The organism is Fannyhessea sp. C0108B2, assembly GCF_056583915.1.
In genome coordinates, this window is sequence record NZ_JBWPJQ010000001.1 from 65,290 (window position 1) to 87,748 (window position 22,459).

22 protein-coding genes and 3 tRNA genes are annotated in these 22,459 nt (G+C 41.4%); 6 read left to right on the forward strand and 19 right to left on the reverse strand.

The window, feature by feature from the left end; all coding sequences use genetic code 11:
• Positions 1 to 61: 61 nt before the first annotated feature.
• The 5 genes from nrdR (at position 62) to AC1DBT_RS00325 (ending at position 5,017) form a co-directional block, all read left to right on the forward strand.
• Complete coding sequence (gene nrdR, locus AC1DBT_RS00305; RefSeq protein WP_006302915.1) at positions 62 to 514, forward strand: transcriptional regulator NrdR; 453 nt, start codon at positions 62 to 64, stop codon at positions 512 to 514.
• Positions 507 to 962: a dUTP diphosphatase gene (gene dut / locus AC1DBT_RS00310; RefSeq protein ID WP_006302916.1), complete on the forward strand. Its 456-nt coding sequence runs from the start codon at positions 507 to 509 to the stop codon at positions 960 to 962. The genes nrdR and dut overlap by 8 nt, the downstream gene beginning before the upstream one ends.
• A 61-nt stretch (positions 963 to 1,023) precedes the next feature.
• Positions 1,024 to 2,337 (forward strand): NCS2 family permease, encoded by a 1,314-nt coding sequence (locus AC1DBT_RS00315; protein WP_480018139.1) that lies wholly within the window; start codon positions 1,024 to 1,026, stop codon positions 2,335 to 2,337.
• A gap of 113 nt (positions 2,338 to 2,450) precedes the next feature.
• Positions 2,451 to 3,713, forward strand: a complete 1,263-nt coding sequence (locus AC1DBT_RS00320) for a uracil-xanthine permease family protein (protein WP_480018140.1) — start codon at positions 2,451 to 2,453, stop codon at positions 3,711 to 3,713.
• 284 nt (positions 3,714 to 3,997) lie between these two features.
• Positions 3,998 to 5,017 carry an NAD(P)/FAD-dependent oxidoreductase gene (locus AC1DBT_RS00325; RefSeq protein WP_480018141.1) on the forward strand — a complete coding sequence of 340 codons (1,020 nt, stop codon included), beginning with the start codon at positions 3,998 to 4,000 and terminating at the stop codon, positions 5,015 to 5,017.
• A 198-nt stretch (positions 5,018 to 5,215) separates the two neighbouring features.
• On the opposite strand, the gene AC1DBT_RS00330 is transcribed toward AC1DBT_RS00325, so the two are convergent.
• From AC1DBT_RS00330 to AC1DBT_RS00365, 8 genes are all read right to left on the reverse strand, one after another.
• Positions 5,216 to 6,865 (reverse strand): ClC family H(+)/Cl(-) exchange transporter, encoded by a 1,650-nt coding sequence (locus AC1DBT_RS00330; protein WP_480018142.1) that lies wholly within the window; start codon positions 6,863 to 6,865, stop codon positions 5,216 to 5,218.
• A gap of 14 nt (positions 6,866 to 6,879) precedes the next feature.
• Positions 6,880 to 8,055 carry a C40 family peptidase gene (locus AC1DBT_RS00335; RefSeq protein ID WP_480018143.1) on the reverse strand — a complete coding sequence of 392 codons (1,176 nt, stop codon included), beginning with the start codon at positions 8,053 to 8,055 and terminating at the stop codon, positions 6,880 to 6,882.
• Between the two features lie 118 nt (positions 8,056 to 8,173).
• Positions 8,174 to 8,707, reverse strand: a complete 534-nt coding sequence (locus AC1DBT_RS00340) for an adenine phosphoribosyltransferase (protein WP_480018144.1) — start codon at positions 8,705 to 8,707, stop codon at positions 8,174 to 8,176.
• Positions 8,708 to 8,751: 44 nt separating this feature from the next.
• Positions 8,752 to 9,480 carry a transcriptional regulator FtsR gene (ftsR, locus tag AC1DBT_RS00345; protein ID WP_480018145.1) on the reverse strand — a complete coding sequence of 243 codons (729 nt, stop codon included), beginning with the start codon at positions 9,478 to 9,480 and terminating at the stop codon, positions 8,752 to 8,754.
• 8 nt (positions 9,481 to 9,488) lie between these two features.
• A complete protein-coding gene (locus tag AC1DBT_RS00350; RefSeq protein WP_480018146.1) occupies positions 9,489 to 9,932 on the reverse strand; it encodes an FHA domain-containing protein in 444 nt (147 codons plus the stop codon).
• Positions 9,933 to 9,995: 63 nt separating this feature from the next.
• Complete coding sequence (locus tag AC1DBT_RS00355) at positions 9,996 to 10,415, reverse strand: RidA family protein (protein WP_480018147.1); 420 nt, start codon at positions 10,413 to 10,415, stop codon at positions 9,996 to 9,998.
• 10 nt (positions 10,416 to 10,425) lie between these two features.
• A complete protein-coding gene (locus AC1DBT_RS00360; protein ID WP_480018148.1) occupies positions 10,426 to 11,280 on the reverse strand; it encodes a glycine cleavage system protein T in 855 nt (284 codons plus the stop codon).
• Between the two features lie 9 nt (positions 11,281 to 11,289).
• On the reverse strand, positions 11,290 to 12,060 hold the full coding sequence (locus AC1DBT_RS00365; protein WP_480018149.1) for a CDP-alcohol phosphatidyltransferase family protein: 771 nt from the start codon (positions 12,058 to 12,060) through the stop codon (positions 11,290 to 11,292).
• Between the two features lie 132 nt (positions 12,061 to 12,192).
• On the opposite strand from AC1DBT_RS00365, the gene AC1DBT_RS00370 reads away from it, so the two are divergent.
• Positions 12,193 to 12,267 (forward strand) — tRNA-Val (locus tag AC1DBT_RS00370).
• Between the two features lie 237 nt (positions 12,268 to 12,504).
• Here the strand turns inward: AC1DBT_RS00370 and AC1DBT_RS00375 are convergent.
• The 11 genes from AC1DBT_RS00375 to frr form a co-directional block, all read right to left on the reverse strand.
• Positions 12,505 to 13,224, reverse strand: a complete 720-nt coding sequence (locus tag AC1DBT_RS00375; protein ID WP_276799195.1) for an MIP/aquaporin family protein — start codon at positions 13,222 to 13,224, stop codon at positions 12,505 to 12,507.
• A gap of 178 nt (positions 13,225 to 13,402) precedes the next feature.
• A tRNA-Ala gene (locus AC1DBT_RS00380) sits at positions 13,403 to 13,478 on the reverse strand.
• Positions 13,479 to 13,708: 230 nt separating this feature from the next.
• A tRNA-Ile gene (locus tag AC1DBT_RS00385) sits at positions 13,709 to 13,785 on the reverse strand.
• 193 nt (positions 13,786 to 13,978) lie between these two features.
• Positions 13,979 to 15,706, reverse strand: a complete 1,728-nt coding sequence (locus AC1DBT_RS00390; protein ID WP_480018150.1) for a proline--tRNA ligase — start codon at positions 15,704 to 15,706, stop codon at positions 13,979 to 13,981.
• Between the two features lie 243 nt (positions 15,707 to 15,949).
• The gene (locus AC1DBT_RS00395) at positions 15,950 to 16,276 is read right to left on the reverse strand and encodes a DUF3784 domain-containing protein (RefSeq protein WP_311444335.1); all 327 of its coding nucleotides are present in this window, start codon (positions 16,274 to 16,276) and stop codon (positions 15,950 to 15,952) included.
• 93 nt (positions 16,277 to 16,369) lie between these two features.
• Complete coding sequence (ispG, locus tag AC1DBT_RS00400) at positions 16,370 to 17,452, reverse strand: flavodoxin-dependent (E)-4-hydroxy-3-methylbut-2-enyl-diphosphate synthase (protein ID WP_311444334.1); 1,083 nt, start codon at positions 17,450 to 17,452, stop codon at positions 16,370 to 16,372.
• A gap of 95 nt (positions 17,453 to 17,547) precedes the next feature.
• The gene (locus AC1DBT_RS00405; RefSeq protein WP_480018151.1) at positions 17,548 to 18,915 is read right to left on the reverse strand and encodes a M50 family metallopeptidase; all 1,368 of its coding nucleotides are present in this window, start codon (positions 18,913 to 18,915) and stop codon (positions 17,548 to 17,550) included.
• A gap of 13 nt (positions 18,916 to 18,928) precedes the next feature.
• Positions 18,929 to 20,143 (reverse strand): 1-deoxy-D-xylulose-5-phosphate reductoisomerase, encoded by a 1,215-nt coding sequence (gene dxr, locus AC1DBT_RS00410; protein WP_480018152.1) that lies wholly within the window; start codon positions 20,141 to 20,143, stop codon positions 18,929 to 18,931.
• A complete protein-coding gene (locus AC1DBT_RS00415) occupies positions 20,140 to 21,129 on the reverse strand; it encodes a phosphatidate cytidylyltransferase (RefSeq protein WP_480018153.1) in 990 nt (329 codons plus the stop codon). Before AC1DBT_RS00415 ends, dxr begins: the two co-directional genes overlap by 4 nt.
• A complete protein-coding gene (locus AC1DBT_RS00420) occupies positions 21,126 to 21,905 on the reverse strand; it encodes an isoprenyl transferase (RefSeq protein WP_480018154.1) in 780 nt (259 codons plus the stop codon). The genes AC1DBT_RS00415 and AC1DBT_RS00420 overlap by 4 nt, the downstream gene beginning before the upstream one ends.
• Positions 21,906 to 22,451 carry a ribosome recycling factor gene (gene frr / locus AC1DBT_RS00425; protein WP_480018155.1) on the reverse strand — a complete coding sequence of 182 codons (546 nt, stop codon included), beginning with the start codon at positions 22,449 to 22,451 and terminating at the stop codon, positions 21,906 to 21,908.
• Positions 22,452 to 22,459: the final 8 nt, after the last annotated feature.

Sequence of the window (22,459 nt, forward strand, 5' to 3'; positions counted from 1 at the left end):
TGTAGGTGATAAACCGTTATTATGTTACATTGATATCGGAGTTTTAATCGTTAGGAGTTGTATGCACTGCCCAAAATGTGGATGTGATGTATCTAAAGTTGTAGACTCCCGTTCCTCTGAAGGAAACGATGCAATTCGTCGTCGTCGCGAATGTATAGGTTGCCAAACGCGTTTTACAACCTATGAACGACGTGAGGAAATGCCCATTCTTGTTATTAAGAAAGATGGCACCAAGGAACCTTTTAGTCATGAAAAGTTGCGTCGTGGTCTTGTAGCGGCAACTATTAAACGTTCCATTGATCTTAATCGCATCAATCAGCTCATTGATTCTATAGAAACTGAGCTACGTGATAACGGAAAAACAGAAATCACGTCACAAGAAATTGGTATGCGCGTTCTTCAAAAACTTATTGATATAGATAAAGTTGCTTACGTACGTTTTGCCTCGGTATACAGAGATTTTAAAGATGTCGAAGAATTCAGCGAAGAGTTAAGGAGTTTATCAAATGAATAACCCTTCATCTGACACCATTCAACTTCCTATAAAACGCCTACACGAAGATGTAATTCTTCCTCGGTATGCATATTCAGGTGATGCAGGTCTTGATTTGTGTTCCTATATTGACCTTGTTTTAAAACCTTTTCAACGCTTCTTGGTTCCCACTGGTTTAGCTATTGCAATTCCAGATGGTTATGCTGGTTTTGTACAGCCACGAAGTGGTTTAGCATATAAATGTGGTCTTTCTATGCCTAATACACCAGGCCTTATTGATGCTCACTATCGCGGAGAATTGTTTGTGAGCGTCGTCAATTTAGATCCTCATAACGATATTCATATCTCAAAAGGGGATCGAATTGCCCAGCTTGTTATTCAAAAAGTTCCCGTTGTAGAGCTTGTTGAGACAGCTGAGCTTTCTTCTACCGACCGTGGCGATAACGGTTTTGGTTCCAGTGGTAATTAACCGGTAGTGTTTTTCACTATCGGTTTTTTTATGTTTCTATAGGAATTCAGAAAGGATGGAGATGGAAACATTTTTTAAGGCAAGTGAGAGAGGATCTTCTGTTTCACAGGAATGTAGAGCCGGTCTTACTACGTTTTTAGCGATGGCATATATTATTGCTGTTAACCCTGCAATTTTGGTACATGCTGGTATTCCTTTAAACGCTGCTATTACAGCAACCTGCATTGGTTCAGGTATTGTAACCATTCTTATGGGACTCATTTCAAATCGTCCTGTTGCACTTGCAACAGGCTTAGGTCTTGACGCTATTGTTGCGTTTACCTTGCCTCTTATCACTAACAACGATTGGCATACTTCTATGGCAATCGTATTCATCGAAGGTATTGTCATCCTTCTGTTAGTGTTCTGTGGTCTGCGCGAAGCTATCATGGACGCAATCCCTGTTTCATTGCGCCATGCAATCTCTGTGGGTCTTGGAATCTTCATTGCATTCATTGGTCTTAAAAACGGTGGCGTTATTGTTCCGAGCCCTGCTACCTTTGTTACGCTTAACAAAATTACCGATCCTGTTTTCATCGTTGGTGTTATTTCTGTTGCAGTAACGCTTGCATGCTATGCCCTCAAAGTTAAGGGTGCTTTGTTAATTGGTATTGCTCTTGCGGTCATTGCAGGTATTCCTTTAGGCGTTACTTCACTTCCTACGGGCTTTGTTGCTCCGCTTGATTTCTCTACCTTTGGTGCTCCTTTTATGGTTGACGAAGAGGGGACTATGGGAATTGTTAAAGCGCTTATCAATCCTGTTTGCCTTGTATGTGCATTTTCCCTTCTTATGTCCGACTTCTTTGATACCATGGGTACAGCAACCGCTGTTGCCAAAGCCGGAGACTTCCTTAACGAAGACGGTACCGTAGAAAATATCAGCGAGATCTTAACTGTTGACTCTGCAGCTGCAGCACTTGGTGGCCTTTTTGGCGCATCCTCAATTACTACATTTGTTGAATCTGCATCTGGTGCAGCCGATGGTGGACGCACTGGTCTCTCTGCGGTTGTAACAGGAGTTCTTTTCATTTTAGCGGCACTCTTTGCGCCCATCATTTCGGTAGTAAGTGCTGCTTCTACCTGTGGTGCCTTGGTTTTGGTTGGCTACCTTATGATCAGCGACACTGTTGAAATTAACTGGAGTGATCTGTCAGAAAGCTTCCCTGCATTTGCAACCATTATCGGTATTCCTTTAACCTTCTCAATTTCTGATGGTATCGGATTTGGTTTTATTTCCTACATCATTGTTGCCCTTATTACCGGCAATGTTAAGAAGATTAAACCTCTTATGTGGGTTGCAGGATTTATGTTTATCGTCTATTTCTTCCTGCTTTAAAATATCGCTTTAATTTTTACCGAATGCATGATCGGTAAATCTTAAGATTGTATGATATTATGCGCGTGTTCTCAAAGGTAGAGCATGCGCATATATCTGAAGAAAGGAGTGTTATGGGTAGAGCGGACAATGCAAAAATCATCGGCGTTGATGACCATGTATCCGTTGCACGAGCTATTCCTTTAGGAATACAGCATATGATGAGTATGTTTGGAGCTACCGTTTTGGTTCCAGTGCTTACCGGTCTTGATCCAAACTTGGCTATCATGTGTTCAGGTATTGGTACCATTGTGTATCTTTTGGTTACTCGTAATAAAATCCCTAGTTATTTGGGTAGTTCGTTTGCATTCATCAGCCCAATAATTGTTGCTACCGCAGCTACAGGAAGCTTACACACGGCATTATCGGGTGTAGTTGTAGCAGGTTGCGTCTTTTTAGCGGTTGCAGGAATTATTAAAATTGCAGGCACCAACTGGCTTAACACTTTGCTTCCACCTGTTTTGGTTGCATCGGTTATGGTTGTTATTGGTGTTGGACTCTCAGCAGCGGCTGCGCGTATGGCATTGCTTGGTCCTGATTCCAAATTTGCGGCTGTAAGTGCTTGTATTGCAGGTATTACGCTTTTAGCTGCTGTAATTTTTTCTGAACAAAAAGGAATCATTGGTACGCTTCCGGTTCTTTTAGCTATCTTTGTTGGATATATTGCATCTGCGTGTGTAGGTCTCATCAATTTTCAAGCTGTTGTTGATGCACCATGGATTGGCCTTCCACCTATTCAGACACCTCATTTTGACCCACACGCAATCGTTTTGATAGCTCCTGTTGCAATTGTGGTTGTTATCGAGCATATTGGTCACTTGCTTGCTGTTGGCGAAATTGTAGGTAAAGATTATAGAGCAATGCTTCCTCAGTCCTTAGCCGGTGACGGCATTTCAACCTGTATCTCAGGTTTCTTAGGAGGACCTCCAACAACAACATATGCAGAAAACATTGGCGTTATGAGCGTTACACATGTTTTTGCAACTCAGGTCTTTTGGTACGCTGCCGGATTTGCACTTATCGTTGGTGGTTTTTGTCCCAAAGTTGCTGCATTTATTGGAACAATTCCTGTGCCTGTTATGGGCGGCGTAAGCTTGTTACTCTTTGGCTTGATTGCGTCTAATGGCTTGCGTATGTTTGTTACCAATAAGGTTGATTTTGACGACAATCGTAACCTTATGATTGCCTCAGTTGTCATTATTTTAGGTGTAGGTATGGAAACCGCACAAATTAACATTCCACTGGGAGGCTATACCTTACCAGGCATGGCAACGTCTACCTTAGTTGGTATCCTGTTAAACGCTGTTCTACCACGCCATCATAAAGATAAAGTATAAACACGCACACAGATATTTAGAGCGGTTAAACAACTCTATATATCCGTTCAAATGCATAAAGTTTTGTGTTTGTGCCATTTAATATACTCCAGCGTACGTATCCACAACTGATACCTACGCTGGAGTTTTACATTGTTTGAACTACACCTCTATAGATTTAGCTACCTTACTACTACAAGTCCAAGTTTTGCTCGTTTATATGAGACTTACACTTTCCATGTTACGCTAAATGATATATGGGTATGTATACTGCAGTCATTTAATTGCATACATGAGGAGAAGGCATGAATACAACTACAACAGAACAAACTGAGCAACCCACGTTAAAAGATTTGGTTATTATCGGAGGCGGTCCTGCAGGTTTGTCTGCTGCTTTATATGCCCAACGCGCGCTTTTGGATATTGTAATTCTCGAACAAGAAGCGCTGGGTGGACAAATGATCGTTACCGATAAAATTGATAATTATCTAGGCGTTCCTCATATTAATGGTTATGAGTTCTCAGAAATTATGCGCAACCAAGTAAAGGACATGGATGTTCCACTCTGTATGGAGCGTGTTGACTCACTAAAACGTATTGAAAATGAGCAAGAACCACCATATTTCCTCGTACATACCTCACGTCATGTATTTAAAGCCAAAGCTGTGCTTATTGCGTGTGGAGCTACCGCAAAAGAGGCAGAATTTAAAGGTGAAAGCCGCTATACTGGTCACGGTGTTTCGTATTGTGCCACCTGTGACGCTATGTTTTATCGCGATAAACCAGTGTATGTAGTTGGTGGAGGTAATGCTGCATGTGAGGAAGGCCTTTTTCTCACACGCTTTGCTAAAAAGGTAACGCTTTTGGTAAGACGAGATGTCTTACGCGCACAAGATGGTGTTATTCGTCAAGTAAAAGAAAATCCAAAAATGCATATTGTATACAATACACGAATTAAAGAAATTGCAGGGGAGTCTGACGAAGGCTTTACATCTATTACCCTCGAAAATACCAAAACTCGCTCTACCGAAACTATTACCTGTGAGCCACATGGTATTGGTGTATTTGTATTTGCAGGTAGAAAACCTATGAACCAGCTTGTTGGTCAGTTTGTAGATACCGATAAAAATGGATTCATTAAAACTGATGATCATATGCAGACACGTACCGAGGGCTTATATGCCGCAGGCGATGTTCGCGATAAGGTCTTACGCCAACTGATTACAGCAGCTTCAGATGGCGCGGTTGCTGCAACAAGTGCTGCAAGTTATATTAGAAAACTTAAACGTACGTCTCAAATGAACGCACAGACGCACAAGGCTTAAAGGTTTATCATAAGTTTAAGCGTGTACTCTATAAAGTAAGACATAAACTGCATGTATATAACTTGGGTCTAACGTTGTAAACTAATCCGATACTAAAACATGATAATATATCTTATGTAAAGTAGTTAAACAGAAGAGGTTGAGAGGCATAGCTTCTCTTCCTCTTTTATTTCTTGGGTGAAATAGCTCAGATAAAACCTATGCACCATCGACAAAGTGACTATCAAGTAATTTTTGAACGTTAGTTTTTGTTGTTAATTCTGTTTGAGTTATAAATGAACATAACAACTCATCGCCAGCCACGAGCTTTGAATCACCTGTTGGCAATATGGTCATTCCTTCTCGATTAATTGTGATAATGCGCATATCCTGAGGAAAATTAATCTCCGCAAGACATTTATGTTCAACGCTTGAGTTTACACCCACATGAAGCGTTTGAAACACCAGTTCTTTTTTATGCGGAAGCTTTTTAGCAATTATTTCTTTATGCGAATCCACACGCATCATTTTCTGAATAGCATGGGTTTGCTCGGTAGAAATATTTTGTATCAAACGCATTGTTAAATGCTCATAAAATGGATCAACTTTGCACATATTTGCGCAGATATACGACACAATAGATACAATTGATACTGCTAAAAGTGCATTGAAACTACCAGTTAGCTCAAAAGCAAGAATAACTGCTGTAACAGGAGCTCGCACAACTGATGCAAATAATCCAGCTATGCCAAGCACAACAAAATTAACAATATAGACTTGAGGAAGTCCTAAATACGTATATGCAAAAACACCAAAAAGGCAACCTGTAAGAGCGCCCATTGCACAAAGAGGAAACAAGGTTCCTCCCGGTGCACCTGAAGCAAAACAGAATGTGGTAAAGAGATATTTACCCAACAATAAAGCAATAATCGCCGAAAGTGCAAGATTTTGCGCATGAGATAAATATTCAAAAATTTTATCTCCACCACAGCATAACGTGGGAGCATAATAAATAGCTATACACGGAATGCAGCTTGCAAAAATAAGTGGTGCATACGCATGAAATTTCTCGAGCTTTGCATAAAACGTTTCCTGAATAAAAAACATACCAGCATTATGCACTGCTCCTAAAAGCCCACAAAATACACCAAGAAGCAGGATATATGCATAATATGCATGATTAATATTTTTAATAAAGTGAAAAGCTAAAACAGGCTGGACACCTAAAATTTGAGATACTACAAAATCTGATGCAATACTTGAAATCATAGCAGCTATCAAGAGTGCCGGCTTAAATTCTTTATGAATTTCTTCGAGTGCAAATAACGTTCCGGTAAGAGGCGCATGAAAAGCTGCAGCCATACCTGCAGCTGCACCACATGTAATAAGAAGACGTTTTTCTATGCGACGACGCTTAAAAAGCTTTGAAACTGCCTTACCAACAACGGCTCCAAGCTGTACGCTTGGTCCTTCTCGGCCAAGTGACATGCCTGCAAGCGAGCACATACTCCCCTCTAAGAATTTAATGGGTAAAACACGCCACCACTTCATTGAAAGCTCGCCTTTTATTTCTGCATCAACATGAGGAATACCAGACCCTTTAGAATGTGGCTCCCAACGAGTTAAGAAACAAACAGCACAGCCTAAACACACAGCGATGACGAGCCAAAGGATTATAACTAATGGCATCTCGTGCATATAATTATGCAGCCATATTACAAATTCTTCGGCTTTATCAAGGGTAATACGGTAAAGAGTTATAGTTAGTCCTGCTAAAAGACCAACTATAACTCCTTCAACAACAAGGTCAATTTGTAAACGCCTTGAAAATTGTTTATTAAGTTCATACAGTATAGAAGATTTTGACATAATGAACGATTGTTTTACAGGATAGATCCGCCGCCATAGAAGCTGCTAAACCTAAGATAACCTGACAGAGAAACGCAAACGGGTCCTCTTGAGCTGCTTGAATGTATAAACTGATCGCCACCAACATAGATACCCACATGGTTGCATCCGTTAAAGAATACAAGGTCGCCAGCAACAAGCTGAGAAGGACTTGTTTTCCAGTTGCCTTTTGCTTTGATTTCGTCACGTTGCGTCCATGTGGTTCTGCTTATAGAATAACCCGAAAGACGGAATATGTATTGTGTAAATCCAGAACAGTCGAAGCCGCCATTAGATGGGTTATTGCTTCCCCAAATATATCGGTAACCTTTTCCTAAAAATTGGTAAGCATTGGAGACAGGACCGCCTGCATCACTGTAAGAATTTGAGTGCGAAGGAGAAGGCGTAGAACTACCACCACCACCATTATTTTGATTGTTACCTTGATTATCACTTTGAGCAGATGAATTACCAGCGGCTGGCTGAGTGTTATCCGAGTTTTCTTGAATAGCCCCCATCACGTATGCAGCCTGTGAATCAGTATTTTCTGCCTGCTTTTGGATGGCTGCCTGCGCTTCTGCGCTTAAGCTGTTGTAATAGCTTTGAGCTTCACTAAGTTTTGACTGAATATCATCAATTTGAGACTGAAGTTTTTCGCCCTGTGCTTTTTCTTTTGCCTGCTGCTCTTCCAACGCTGATTTTTGGCTGGCAAGCTCGCGCGACAAATCACGTACGTCATTAATGGTGCGTGCATCTTCTTGCGAAACAGAATCCATATAATGAATACGACTTACAAGATCTTCCATACTTGTTGAGCCCATAATAAGCTCAAGCATAGATGCAACACCCGATTTATAGCTACTCCGAACACGCTTGCTCAGTATTTCTTTTGCAGTATCAAGCTTTTGAGTTGTCTGTGTAATTTCTTGTTCTTTATCAACAATTTCGGTGGCGATCTTTTGCAGATTTCCTTCGTTTTCATCCAAACTATTCTGACAATCTTTAAGTTCTGCTGCAAGCGAATCAATCTTATCAGATGCAGCCTGGATCTCCGACGGCTGCACGGCATAAGCAGCAGTTATAGGATAGGATGAAGTTAATGTAAGGGCACAAACAAGACCAGCAGTTACAGCTTTATAACCAAGCTTGTTATTCTTGGTAGTTAGTAACATTTTATTACCTTCCAAAATATACGGACTTCACAATTAGAGTTCGATTTTTGTACGTATAGTGGTTAAGATGATACGATGCACATGAGCATAAGTCAAGCAACGGGCAGATAAATCCATATTAATTGACCTGTACAAGTGTGTACATTTCTTGGTCAAATTCCTTTTTAATAATGTCACGAGGATGCAAAAAGGCAAGCTCTAAAAGAAAAGAAAAACCGATCAGCTGTGCTCCTGTTTGCTCTATGAGATGCGCAGTTGCAACAGAGGTTCCTCCAGTTGCAACTAAATCATCAACAATAAGAACACGATCATCCTTTGTAAGTGCATCTTTGTGAATTTCAAGCTCATTAGAACCGTATTCCAAATCATAGGCTTCGCGCAAAACCTCTCGAGGCAATTTTCCTGGCTTACGAGCAGGGATAAAGCCTGCATGAAGCTTATAAGCAACAGGTGCTCCCAGTAAAAACCCACGAGCCTCGGCACCAATCACCTTGGTAATGTGTTTATCAGCAAAGTGATCAGCAATAGCATCAACAGCAGCTGCAAATCCTTCGGGATTTGCAACTAAAGGCGTAATATCTTTAAACACAACACCTGGTTCAGGATAATCTTTGATGTTATAAATAAGTGACTCAAAATCAAATGAAGACATATTTGTCCTTTCAAAACAAAAACCATAGCTAAAACATGGAGCTCTTACTTTATATCCTCTTTATGCGTGTTAAATGTTTTCTGAATCTTTTTGCGTATAAGCTGATTTCTAATAGATCCCGTAAGCGATAGGATTGTATCAAAAGCTTTCTCAAATCTTTCACGACTTTGCTTTGTTTGCTGCACGTCTACTCCACCGGCTTTAGTTGCAAAAATAACAAGCGCATGTTCAAACAGTGCTGACTCACGATTAGAAGCAATTACGTATTGCCGCAAATTTTTTGGTCCAATACTGTAATGCGTTAACTCATCACATGTTTTAATGAGATCAAAGTCTCTACTATCAACCAACTCTCTACCATGAGGTGAACGTTTAAAATCAATGAGACCAGCATCGGCTAGTTGACGTGTAAAGCTAATAGAAACTCCCACCAACTCTGGTATTCTATCTAAAGGATACAGCCTATGCGAAGGTGCTAGGATCTCTTCTTGTGTAGCGTCTGTGTCCATTCCACGTGATTGCAACTCTTGCGTACGCTGCAATTTTTCTTTTATAACCGACAACGGCATAAATTTATGTTTTTGCAGGTAAAGGATATCTTCTAAACGCTTAATGTCATAACTTGAATAAAGCCGATAACCGGTTTTTGTGCGCGCAGGCTCTATAAGGCCTTCGTTTTCTAGATACCGAATTTTAGATATGCTAATATCCGGATAACGTTCTTTAAGGTGAGCTACTACTTTACCGATGGTAAGACAAGCTTGATGTGCCATAACAATACCTATCTGCTAAGCGCAGACGAATCATGCGTAGACACATGCTTGTTAGTATGGAAAATCATACGAAACGTGCCAATTTGAATGGTGGAGCCATCTTTAAGAAATGCTTTATTGACAATAGCACCGTCAATCCAGGTACCATTAAGAGAATTGAGATCTTCTATAGTGACATAGCCTTGATCTAAAGAGGTGAAATCGATACGTGCATGTTTTCTTGAAACAGTCATATCATTAAGAAAAATGCTGTTAGATGGATCGCGCCCTATAGTAATAATTGATGTATTTAGTTCAAAAACCATGCCAGTTTGAGGACCTTTGACAATAGCAAGTGTAGGATACACTGGATCTGGTTTATCAAAGATACTCGGTGAAGTAACATCAGTTGCTGGCATGCGAAAAATCTGCGTAGATCCTGCAGTAGTTGCGTTGTTTGGTTCTTGTTGCATAGTATCCCTTTCAAAAGCAATTCATATACTATCATAGCGCTAAGTAAGGCCTTTTGACTAGACTTATCTACAGGCAATACAGCTAATTTCAACGCGAGCATCATCAGGCAGTGAACAGACGTGGGCTACACTTCGTGCTGGCGCAGGTAGATCAAAATGTTTGCGTAAAACAGCGTCAATTTCTGGTACGTCTTCAGGCGAAGTAACAAAAATAGTCATCTGTGAAATATCGGAAAGCGTGCAATTTACCTCGTCTAAAAGCTTTACAAACGTTGTAATAATCTTTTCGGTTTGTTCAGCAACACTCAAGTTTACTTGAGTGTTAGTTGAGTGTTGGTTTATAGATGATAACGCGTGGCCTTGATCTTGATCTTTATCAATTCCTGTTTGCCCCGATATAAAGATTAGACGACCTGCAGTAGTGGCTTGAGAATAAAAACCTTTGCTTTGACTGACATCTGCCGAGCTAATAGCATACTTCATTGTTTACCCCCTAGCCTTTAGTGGTTTGTAACTCACGTGCTCCAATATAGGACATATCCGAACGAACTAGATTATAGTTATTTAGAACCCTATACGAAAGGGTTAGTTTATCGTTACTGTTAACGTTAAGTTCCTCTGGTAAGCTTAAACAAAGTCTGGTGCATGCATGTTGATATGGTTGAGGCTCTACATACGCAAAGGACAAAAAACTTCTCCACATAAGACGTGCATACCGCGCAGGTACAAACAGCAAATACCAAGATTGGCTCGGATGAAGACACAAACATGTTATATGACCATCAAGTGAGATAGCACAAACGCTCCCATTCTCAAAAACAGCACTATCATGGTCTATATAATCAAGCAAAAGTTGGTCTGCCGCACTTCCATAAAGTGCAATTGGCACAAGTTTTTCGTCATAAGTTGCTATACGTACGTGAGCAAATGGCTCGAAGGTATCCTGTTTTATATGTTGCACAAAATCCATCCACATGCCAAGCGTTTGCGCGCGAGAACTAGTATCAAGAATAACGTATTCATTATCTCCACTATGTGCTATAAAAGGATACGAAATAACGCTACCGTCACCCGATAAAACACAAGATAGGCGTGTATCCCCTATTCCAGCATGATCTGTTGCACTCAACATACTTATGTACGCCTGCGCATCCACGCCAGAAATTACACGATAAAAGACGCCAGACATATCTGCTATAAAGCACTCGTGATCTGCAAGATCTTTGCTATCTGCTGCATCAGAAGATTGCTGAGGGTAGGACGCAACATGCTCAGTACCACCCTCATCGAGGGCAAAATTTGCACCTAATACCACGTGTTCGTCGTAAAGAATTCCATGATGGGTCATACTGTGTCCTTAATGTTTACTTCTTATAATTTTTAAACCTTGCGTTATGTAAGTTATTGCAGTTACTGAAGAAAAAACAACGCCAACATATATGAAGAACATACCCAACGGTACACTTTGAGCGTCAATTCCTGGCATAAATTCTAGGTTATAAAGTCCAAGTCCGTGAACGTACGGCAAACCAAACAGTGCGTCGCAAAACCCAAACATTAAACACGCAGTAGCAATTTTACCGATGTAAATTACATCAAGTGGTCGACGCTGGTAACGTTGCAGAATAAGCGCTCCACAGGCCATAATGGTATCTCTTAAAATCACAAAAACAGCTATCCAAACTGGTATTTCTCCTGTTATTACAAGGCCTAAAACGCCCGTGGCAAGCAATACCCTATCCATAATGGGATCCATGATTTTACCCAACCAACTCACCGTTTGCGTTCTACGCGCAACTTGTCCGTCTAAAAAATCAGTAACCGCGGCAATCATATAACACATGAATGCAAGAATTCTGTTGGTGCGAGAAATAAAGAGAACTAAAAAAATAAAGGTAAGAATGAGCCTACAAAAAGTTATACCATTAGCCACCGTATAAATTTGGTATGAAGGGTTAGATGAAGTACCAACCGGTGCGGTAGAATCTTCGGCAACCATATAGTTTTTAACGGTAGACTTTGCGTGCTCTTTTGTAGTATGAGCTTGTGCTTTTATAGCATGCGCCGAGTGCGCAGCTTTATCCTTCAAATAGGACGAAATCTGTTGATTGTCTAAACCAGCCTTCATAAACGATATCCTTTACGATTTAATACTAGTCTCTATTATAGCCTAGATGAATAGGTCTATGAATTTACAGTACAGATTTCTATTATTCTTTGCGAAGCTTACCACAATTTGTTACCATTGTTAAAGCTACGCGGGCGATTGGCTCAGGGGTAGAGCACTTCCTTCACACGGAAGGGGTCGTGGGTTCAAATCCCGCATCGCCCACCACTTTTTTCTTCCTTTTTACCCAGGTAAACATACTTATTTGCATAACAGTAAAATACCACCTGTCACATTTCGGTCACATAATGTAGAGGGGTCACTACGTAAAAATATAGGAAAAATGGGTTTCGCTTATACCAGCAAAACCCATTATTTTGTTCTCACTATTAGATGAAACACTTGTACAAATATCTCGGCATGAGAGCAACTTTGAACAGTCTTTTCATCAATATGAGACCGACATTAAAGCAACATTAAAAGACTGTGATATAAAAACGCACCCAGCGTTGCACCCATAAGTGGACCAACTACAGGGATCCATGCATATTCCCAATGTGATGTACCTTTATTGGCAATAGGCAAAAGCGAATGCATAATACGAGGTCCTAAATCGCGCGCAGGATTCATAGCATATCCTGTTGTAGAACCCAGACATAATCCAATAACTAAAATAAGAATACCTATGACAATTGGTCCAAGTCCGTGCTCAAGACGATTAGGCCCAAGACACAAAACACCAATGATAAGCACCGAAGTAGATAATATCTCACCAAATAAATTAGAAGGCGTGTGACGAATAGCAGGCGCCGTACAAAAGCATGAAAGAATAGCATCTTGATTAGTGGTTTGCTTCCAGTGAGGATAGAAATGAAGCCAAACGCATACGTTGGCGCACATAGCGCCCAAAAATTGTGCAAGGATAAAAGGAGGAACCTGCTCCCATGAAATCTCCCCTACGTATGCAAGTGCAATACTAACTGCAGGATTCAAATGTGCCGGTCCAAAAATTCCCGCAACGTATACTGCCAACGTAATTGCCATCGCCCAACCAGTAGCCGTTTGCATCCAGCCAGTGCCGTATGATTTTGTTTGCTTTAATTCAACGGAACAAATAACGCCCTCTCCTAAAAGCATCATAATAAATGTTCCTAAAAACTCACCTATCATAGGTAGTGTAATCACGAATAATCGCCTTCTTTCCTAAGGGGAAACGATATGTCCCACATGTTTGACAAACGGTAAAATTATACGTGAAAAAACTTGGTTTTGACCGAAATGTATGCAAAATAGAACCGCTTCACTAGGTATACAAAAAATTTGTTTTAGAACTAGGTAGTGTATGCTGTAAATTCCAAAATAATGGTGGAGAATACGGGGTTCGAACCCGTGACCTCATGGCTGCCAGCCATGCGCTCTCCCAACTGAGCTAATTCCCCATTAAGGTCTTCAAGACTTATTTATAATATCAAAACATATAATTTCGTCAACACAGATTTTTTATGCTTCAAAAATTATGCTATTTCTTCATGAGCACGAGGCACGCAAACAGATCGTATGATCGACTAGGCAACGCACTTAAAAACCTATAGAAGCCTCTAACCAAGCACTTACCATAAGTTGTACTAAGAAAAAACCCAACAGACTCTCTGTTGGGTTATAAGTCTAATGGTGGGCCCAGTAGGACTTGAACCTACAACCAAAGGATTATGAGTCCTCTGCGCTAACCGATTGCGCTATAGGCCCGTAAATACTGCAGCAAAATCATTGCAAGTACGTTAGTAGAATACGCAAGAAAACTCATTTTGGCAAGCATCAAATTAAAAATAGCTACGACTCTACGTAATTCACACGGGTTAAACAAGCTATTAAACAAGGCGAGATAATGCTAACAGCGCGCTTAAACGCTCCAATAACGCTTATACAGCCGTTAGGTACTCTATGCTTGCAATCCTTGACGCTGAGGTACAATCTCATGCACAAGATAGTCCACAACCTCATCTACAGGCACTTCTGTGCGCTCACCCGTAGCGCGGATTTTAACCTCAACACACGCATGTGCAAGAGCCTTTTTACCACAAACAATTTGATACGGAAATCCCATAAGATCGGCATCATTAAACTTGATACCAGGTCGCTCTCCTCTATCGTCTACGATAACTTCAATACCTGCTTTAATAAGACCTTCAGCCAGACGCTGTGCCACAGGCCACACCGTTTCATCGTGGACATCTAGCGGAATAACAGCTACTTCATAAGGAGCAACAGATACAGGCCAAATAATACCATGCTCATCGTGTGACTGCTCCACAACCGCTGCAAGTGTTCTGGAAACACCAATACCATAGCAACCCATGATAAAAGGCTTTTCGGTACCGTCTTCATCCATAAAGGTTGCACCCATAGCCTTTGAATATTTGGTTCCAAGTTGAAAGACTTGAGAAATTTCGATGCCGCGCGCTGATTTAAGAGCAGCAGAACAACAAGGACAGCTATCCCCAGCTTCGGTAACAATAAGGTCTTGCCACTCGTTAATAGAAAAATCTTTTCCAAGACAAGCATGACGAAGGTGATAATCTACTTCGTTAGCACCACAAATCCATTGATTGAGATCCTTCAAAGACAAATCAGCCACAACACGAATTCCTTGAGGCAAGCCAACAGGTCCAATGAAACCTTTATGCAGCCCAAACTGCATAAGCTCTTCATCAGTCATCATGTGATAATCACCAAAAAGATGGCTTGCTTTTACTTCGTTAAGGTTACGATTGCCTGGAACAAAAACTACAACTGGGTTGCCCGCTTCGTCAACAAGTGCAAGAGCTTTACGCGTGAGACGAACATCAACGTGCAAAAATTGTGCCAAATCTTCAATAGTTTGACATGCAGGCGTTTTGATTTTTTCGCACGCAGCAACCGTATCGTCTAAGACGTCTATCTTCCCAACTGCTGCTTCGGTGTCTGCGGCATAATCGCACGCGTCACAATAGATGAGCTCGGCTTCTCCTGCATCTGCCAAAGCCATAAACTCAACAGAGGTATCGCCACCTATTTGACCAGAATCAGCAACCACTGGCACGGCACGCAAACCACAACGACGAGCGATAGTTGCATAGGCCTCTTTTTCTTGCTCATAACATTCATGCAAAGATTCCTGATTGGCGCAGAACGAATAGCCATCTTTCATGATAAACTCGCGACCTCGCATCAAACCAAAACGCGGACGACGCTCGTCTCTAAATTTGTCCTGAATATGATAAAGCGTAACAGGCAAATCCTTATAGCTTTTAAGCTCATTACGAATAAGATCGGTAAACGTTTCCTCATGAGTAGGACCAAGCGCATACTCATGGTCATGCCTATCGGTCAGGCGCATAAGCTCTGGACCGTATGCACCCCAGCGACCACTTTGATGCCACAGCTCTGCATCAGTTAAAATAGGAGCAAGCATTTCCTGTGCGTCGATAGCTTCCATCTCTTCGCGAATAATGGATTCAATTTTTTGTATAGAGCGCCATGCCAAAGGCAAATACGAATATAAACCTGCAGCAGCTTTGCGTATCATACCTGCTCGTACAAGTAATTTATGAGAGGCAATATCAGCGTCAGTTGGGTCTTCCTTAAGAGTTGGTGCATAAAGTTTTGACATTCTTGCATAGCGTTTCAAGATAAATCCTTTCGCTACAGGTATATAACAGTGTTTAATTATACAAAGAAAAGCACGGACGAGCATGGTGACAATGTGTACGAGTGCATAACTTACAAAAATATCTCCTTTAGGAGTTAGCACGAGGATCTTAAACCACATACCATACCTAAGAAATAAACTAACCTGAAAAGAGAATATAATTATAAACAGTCGCCTGCTTAAAAACTTACCTAGATAGTGTCTTGCATTATTAATAAATCACTATGGTTGTTGACTTTTAAACACCAACGCAAACATACTTATAAGTGACCAAATAAATAATATCCACGAGATAATAAAAGCGACGAGAATATACTCTCTCAAAATAGTTAAGTCTAACGAATTGAGACCGTACACACACATAAGCAAACTGGTAGCTGCCATAGTCTTTGCATCAGCAATAGCATATGGCCTTACATCTATTTTATCTCTCTCTTCCTTAAGCATGGTATTATAACCTGAAATCAGCATTAACCACTTATTTCTAAACAGCTGAATGGACATAATAAGAAAAGAAATTGAGAATGAAAAGAAGACTAATGTTTCCATTGCGCTCCTAAAATACACAATGATTTTCTGCCTGTCTTACGATGCGGAAAGCTTATTATCAATTAACGGTTCTTTCTAAATCCTACATGTAAATCAGATATCTTTTGACACGTCATAACCATAACGATCCTGGATCTCCTTAAAGAGCTCAGAAACAATGTTTTCCGCAGGCACACTTCGAATTGGTTTGCCGTTTTGAAAGAGCACACCTTTATCTTTTCCGCAGGCAACACCAATATCAGCATCACGCGCTTCTCCAGGACCGTTAACCGCACATCCCATAACTGCAACCGAAATAGGAGCCTTTAATTTTGCAAGTCGTTCGGATACAACGTTAGCCATTTCAATTAAATTGACTTGACAGCGCCCACACGTAGGGCAACTTACCATTTCTGGAGTTAGTCGCCTCATGCCAAGTGAGGACAATAAATCCCACGCCACGTATACTTCCTCTACAGGATCTGCAGTTAAGGAAAGGCGAATTGTATCGCCAATACCTTGTTCAAGAAGAATACCTACGCCTACGCAATTTTTTACGGTACCCTGTCTTAGACCTCCAGCTTCGGTAACACCAACATGTAAAGGTATGTCTGGCAAGGCTTGCGATAAATTTCGATAGGTTTCAAGCGTAGTGGGAACAGAGTGCGCTTTAGCTGACAAAACGATGTCATTAAATCCACGGTCTCTAAAATGCTCAACATAGCCTGTAGCAGAGGCAATCATTTTTTGAGAAAGGGTTAAATCATCGCGCGCGTCAAATTTGCGATCCAAAGAGCCTGCATTAACACCAATACGAATGGGAATATGAGCCTGCTTTGCAGCATCAATAACCTTATCAACTTTTTCCATGGAACCAATATTTCCTGGATTGATACGCAACGCAGAAGCACCACGCTCGGCAGCCTCGATAGCTAAACGATAATCAAAATGAATATCAGCAATAACGGGAAGCGGACTTTTGTGACAAATTTCTTCAAAGCCATCTAGATCACTTTTAAGCGGAATTGCAACACGAATAAGTTCGCAACCAGCATTCATAAGTTTGTTAATTTGTTCAAGTGTTGCAGCAGCATCTGAGGTCTTAGTTGTGCACATCGACTGCACAGATACGGGTGCTCCCCCACCCACTGCAACATCTCCCACAAAAACCTGATGTGTTTTAGAACGAGCTTTCACTATACTATCTTTCTGTTGTAACCAAATTTTTAATGCACGCAGCTCACGCGCCTCTTAGATGACTTATTGTTTTAAACAGAAGCCATATCGTTTTATTACCCCTGAATAAGAGCTGCTATATCATTTCGCAGCGCAAAAACAAAAAGCAACAAAAAGAGCGCAATTCCAATGTAGGTAACAAACGTTTGAATTTTAAGCGGTACTGGCTTTCTAATAACTACGCCAATGATTTCAAAGAGCGCTTTACCACCATCTAAAGGCGGTATGGGCAAAAGATTCATACAGCCAAGTGACATCGAAATCATAGCAGCAAGCATGAAAAACTGCTGCGCGCCTTCTTCTGCGGCGCGGGCAGCCATGGTTGAGATCCCCACCACGCTTGAACTTTGTTGCACCGTTTGTAGTGCATATTGAGGCATAATCAGTCTACACACAAATTGCGTAACCTGAACAGTATACGCAGTAGCAAACTGCAAAGATTGCCCAATGCTTGGATACACCACTTTTGTTTGAGCGTGAATACCAAAAAGCTCATGGGGCTCAAGATGAGAAAAATCAACTGTTGAGCGCACCTGTTGCCCATCGTGCACATATTTCATTTCAAAAGAAGCTCCGTCTTTCATTTTATCCGACAAAACGCGAACAATATCAGTCCATGAGTGTACGGGCTCACCATCAAGCGCCACAATTTTGTCACCAGTAGATAAACCAGCATTTTGTGCAAGAGAATTTGCCTCAACGTTACCTAAAACATTGGAATCAACCGTAGTAGTCACACCTGCCAAGCTCAGTGTGGCAACAAGAACCACAAACGCAAATACAATATTTACACATGGCCCTGCTGCAAGAGCTACAAATCGTTTGATAAAACTTTTACCCGTATACGTACGCGCTTTTTCGTCTAGAAAAAATTGATGAGAATCAGAAAGCGTATAAGCACTACCAGCTGGTTTTACCTTCTCGGGCAAAAAATGATGTCCTGTATCAAAAAGCGTTAACATCTGATCGTCACGTGCAACAGTGGTATATATAATGTCTTGTTCACTACAACTAGAATCGCTCGTCGCTTTTTGTATTGAAGCCCAATCGGCCAACACGGCTAAAAGCTCATGCGCATACGCAGTACTACATCCAAGTGCCTCGGCACATGCGCCGGCTGTTGTGCGTCCTTGTGTATAAACAAAGATAAGACACTGCTCTAACAGTTCATCATCAACATGCGCCATGCCGCAGATACGTGTATATCCACCAAGCAACAAAGGAGTAATGCCAATCTCGGTTCCCCATCGTTTGAGCTTATAGGACCATCTATATTTACAGGGCATGCCGATAAAAAATTCGGTCACGCGCATTCCAAACAGGCGAGCAGCAATAAAATGTCCCGCTTCGTGAATAGCCACAAGAAACGACAAGACAACAGCTCCCCAGAATATAGGCAGTATAATTTGAAGGACTAACGACATACATTCTCCGAAACTAAGATAGATAAGTTTGTGCGCACATACGTGCCTGCGTGTCTACTTCGCGAAGTTGTTCAAGCGATTCAACGGGTGCAGGCTCACATGTTTGCATCGTTTGGGTAACAATACGTTCGATATCTAAAAATGAACAGCGACCTTCTCTAAATGCTTTATTAGCAACCTCATTTGCAGCATTCATAATACATGGCATGGTTCCACCCGTTTTACCTGCTTGTAAAGCAAGTTTTAGGCAACCAAACGTTGTGGTGTCAGGAGCTGCAAAACTAAGGTCAGAAATAGTTCGCCAGTCGGGTAACTTTGTTGATGGCGTATCCCAACGATTAGGATAGCTGAGTGCATATTGAATGGGAATACGCATATCAGAAGGTCCAAGCTGAGCCTTTGTTGTGCCATCCTTAAATTGAACCATAGAATGAATCATGCTTTGTCGGTGGATGACAACATGAATGTCATCAATTGGCAGCTCAAACAGACGCGTTGCCTCCAAGACTTCTAAGCCTTTATTCATAAGTGTTGCCGAGTCAATCGTAATTTTTGAACCCATTTTCCACGTAGGATGACGAAGTGCATCGGCGGCAGTAACTCCGGCAAGCTCAGCACGCGTTTTAGCGTAAAACGGTCCCCCTGAACAGGTAAGCCAGATATCGCTTAGCTCACGTAAAGACTCACCTTGAAGACATTGAAAAATTGCGCTGTGCTCAGAATCAACTGGGATAAGCTTCCCAGGCTTAACAAGTGGCATAATGAGATCGCCAGCTACAACAAGCGATTCCTTATTAGCATAAGCAAGTGTCTTGCCGCATTTGAGGGCATGATAACCCACTTCCATGCCTGCAGCTCCAACAATGGCACACACAACAAGGTCGATTTCGTCTCTTTGAACAATATCAAGGAGCGCTTGAGAACCAAATTCGCACGAACACGTGGCAGGAAGATCATCCAGAACGGCATCATTCTTATGCGTTTCATCAACTACGACAACGTGTTGAGCGCCACACGTATGCGCCGCTTTAACAAGTGCGTCGCACGAATTATATACAGAGAGCGCAACGACATCAATCTTGTCGCGGTGTTGAAGACATACATCAAGCGTTTGAGAGCCAACTGAACCCGATGAGCCTAAAATTGCCACACGCAAGCGTTTATGAGCGTATTCATCAGATGAAGATGAATCAAACTGCTGAGAAGAATTTGTAGTAAATAAACTCATATAAGACCACCTAAAACAAGCAAAAAATATGCTGCGGTGCACCCAAAAAGCATGGAATCGCTGCGGTCAAGCAAACCACCATGACCAGGCATTATAGTGCCAGAATCTTTAAGGTGCACCGAGCGTTTAATACGAGATTCAAACAAATCGCCTATGACAGAAACAATACCCACAACTAAACCGCAGATAAGAGCATATCCAAGTGAAATATGAACAAGTCTAAAATAATAAATACCAAACCACACCGCAACAGAGGCAGCAAGACCACCATAAAACCCTTCGATACTTTTATGCGGAGAAATGGTAGGTGCAAGTGGATGCTTACCAAAATTACAGCCTACAAAATACGCCGAAATATCATTTGCCCAAACCGAACACATAACTACAAGGGTTAAAACAGCAGCATTAAAATTTGGCTGGCTACACCTTAAAAGTACGATATGTGAAAAAAGCAGTGAAGTATACATGGGAGCAAAAAAACTCAGGGCGGTATCAGCTATCGTAACATGCGGAGACGCAATATAAAACACACTTAATACCAACGCATAAAGTATTGCCGTACCCAAAAGAAGCGTATACGAATTAAAAAGGGCTAATATTGGAAAAAGCAACGCAACAAATAATCCCACAAAATCATAAGGATTATAGTGCGCAAGCTTAATCATATGAAAAAATTCTGAGCAGCAAAGCCAGGCCATAGCTGCAATCGCAAATGCAGTACTCGTAGGATCGGCATAAATACAACTCACCACAGCAACCGAGTATAAAACACCTGAAAATACACGAAGTAAAAGCTTTTCGGTCCATGCACGAGCACGTTGCGTTTTGAGCTCGCCTTTTTGTCTAACGGATTCTTTTTGGCTGCGTCTTTCTTCGAGCTTCTTTATACCACGCTCTAAGCCAAGACCAGATGTAAGACGCGAGTGCATCTCTTGCTCTGATTTATGAGCAGAGCCTCTTTTAGTAAAAACGTGCAATTTATTCACGAACGAACACCCCCAAATCGGCGCGTTCGCTCTTGATATGATTTAATTGCTCGCAAGAAATCCCATTTAGTAAAATCAGGCCATAACGTTTTGGTTATATAAAGCTCAGAATATGCAATTTGATACAACAAATAGTTTGACAGACGCATCTCACCCGATGTGCGTATAACCAAATCAGGATCAGGAAGGCCGCTGGTATAAAGATACGACGAAAGCACTTCTTCATCAATATCTGACGGCTGAAATTTTCCATCTTGTACCTGGGTAGCTATGCTTTGAGCTGCCTGCACAAGATCGTAACGTCCACCATAATTTACTGCCAACGCAAATACCATGCCCGTATTATGCTGAGTTTGTTGGAGACCTTGTTTAAATACCTTACGCGTAGTTGCAGGAAGAGCGTCAATATTGCCAAAGAAACGCAAACGAACATTTTCTTGCGCAAAAAGAGGTAACTCCTTAACCAAAGTGGTAGCAAATAAATGCATAAGCAGGGTAACTTCGTGCTGGGGACGTTTCCAATTTTCGGTAGAAAACGCATAAACGCTCAGCACCTTAATTCCCAAACGAACCGAAGCAGTTACAATTTCTTTAAGCGAGGAAACTCCAGCTTTGTGGCCTAAAGCTCTATCCAAGCCACGCGCCTGCGCCCAACGACCGTTTCCGTCCATAATAATGGAAACGTGCGAAGGCAAACGATCCAACGCAATATCAGATAAACTCGTATCGTCTGGCGGACAAGAAAAATATGATGCTAACTCTTGTGAAATAGACAACTAAATCTCCATGACCTCTTGTGATTTAGCTTTAAGCATTTCGTCTATCTTTGCTACAAAGTCATCAGTAAGCTTTTGGATAGCCTTTTTTTCGCGGTTGACATCGTCTTCATTAAGCTCTTCGTCACGTTCTGCTTTATTATTAGCATCGCGACGAGCATTCCTAACAGCAACTTTTGCGTCTTCTGCATATTGCTTACATTCTTTTACGAGCTCACGGCGACGCTCTTCTGTTGGCTTAGGAAACGGCAAACGAATGGAAGTTCCATCATTACTAGGCGTTATGCCTAAATCAGAAGATTCAATAGCTTTTTCAATAGCTTTAAGCGAAGACTTATCCCAAGGCTCAACAACCAACATTGAAGGCTCGGGAACCTTAATGCCAGCAAGTTGCACAATTGGAGTAGGCTGACCATAGTAATCTACCCGAATACCATCAAGTACTTGAGGATTTGCACGTCCGGTACGAACCTTAGAAAAATTATTCTTAAGTGCATCAATACATTTAGTCATGTGTTTTTGTGCTTGATCGGTATATGCGCTCATATATCCTC

What these genes read in the sequence shown, in the direction of transcription:
- nrdR (WP_006302915.1), top strand. Translation starts at nt 62, where the DNA reads ATGCACTGCCCAAAATGTGGATGTGATGTATCTAAAGTTGTAGACTCC.
- dut (WP_006302916.1), top strand. Translation starts at nt 507, where the DNA reads ATGAATAACCCTTCATCTGACACCATTCAACTTCCTATAAAACGCCTA.
- AC1DBT_RS00315 (WP_480018139.1), top strand. Translation starts at nt 1,024, where the DNA reads ATGGAAACATTTTTTAAGGCAAGTGAGAGAGGATCTTCTGTTTCACAG.
- AC1DBT_RS00320 (WP_480018140.1), top strand. Translation starts at nt 2,451, where the DNA reads ATGGGTAGAGCGGACAATGCAAAAATCATCGGCGTTGATGACCATGTA.
- AC1DBT_RS00325 (WP_480018141.1), top strand. Translation starts at nt 3,998, where the DNA reads ATGAATACAACTACAACAGAACAAACTGAGCAACCCACGTTAAAAGAT.
- AC1DBT_RS00330 (WP_480018142.1), bottom strand. Translation starts at nt 6,865, where the DNA reads ATGTCAAAATCTTCTATACTGTATGAACTTAATAAACAATTTTCAAGG.
- AC1DBT_RS00335 (WP_480018143.1), bottom strand. Translation starts at nt 8,055, where the DNA reads ATGTTACTAACTACCAAGAATAACAAGCTTGGTTATAAAGCTGTAACT.
- AC1DBT_RS00340 (WP_480018144.1), bottom strand. Translation starts at nt 8,707, where the DNA reads ATGTCTTCATTTGATTTTGAGTCACTTATTTATAACATCAAAGATTAT.
- ftsR (WP_480018145.1), bottom strand. Translation starts at nt 9,480, where the DNA reads ATGGCACATCAAGCTTGTCTTACCATCGGTAAAGTAGTAGCTCACCTT.
- AC1DBT_RS00350 (WP_480018146.1), bottom strand. Translation starts at nt 9,932, where the DNA reads ATGCAACAAGAACCAAACAACGCAACTACTGCAGGATCTACGCAGATT.
- AC1DBT_RS00355 (WP_480018147.1), bottom strand. Translation starts at nt 10,415, where the DNA reads ATGAAGTATGCTATTAGCTCGGCAGATGTCAGTCAAAGCAAAGGTTTT.
- AC1DBT_RS00360 (WP_480018148.1), bottom strand. Translation starts at nt 11,280, where the DNA reads ATGACCCATCATGGAATTCTTTACGACGAACACGTGGTATTAGGTGCA.
- AC1DBT_RS00365 (WP_480018149.1), bottom strand. Translation starts at nt 12,060, where the DNA reads ATGAAGGCTGGTTTAGACAATCAACAGATTTCGTCCTATTTGAAGGAT.
- AC1DBT_RS00395 (WP_311444335.1), bottom strand. Translation starts at nt 16,276, where the DNA reads ATGGAAACATTAGTCTTCTTTTCATTCTCAATTTCTTTTCTTATTATG.
- AC1DBT_RS00405 (WP_480018151.1), bottom strand. Translation starts at nt 18,915, where the DNA reads ATGTCGTTAGTCCTTCAAATTATACTGCCTATATTCTGGGGAGCTGTT.
- dxr (WP_480018152.1), bottom strand. Translation starts at nt 20,143, where the DNA reads ATGAGTTTATTTACTACAAATTCTTCTCAGCAGTTTGATTCATCTTCA.
- frr (WP_480018155.1), bottom strand. Translation starts at nt 22,451, where the DNA reads ATGAGCGCATATACCGATCAAGCACAAAAACACATGACTAAATGTATT.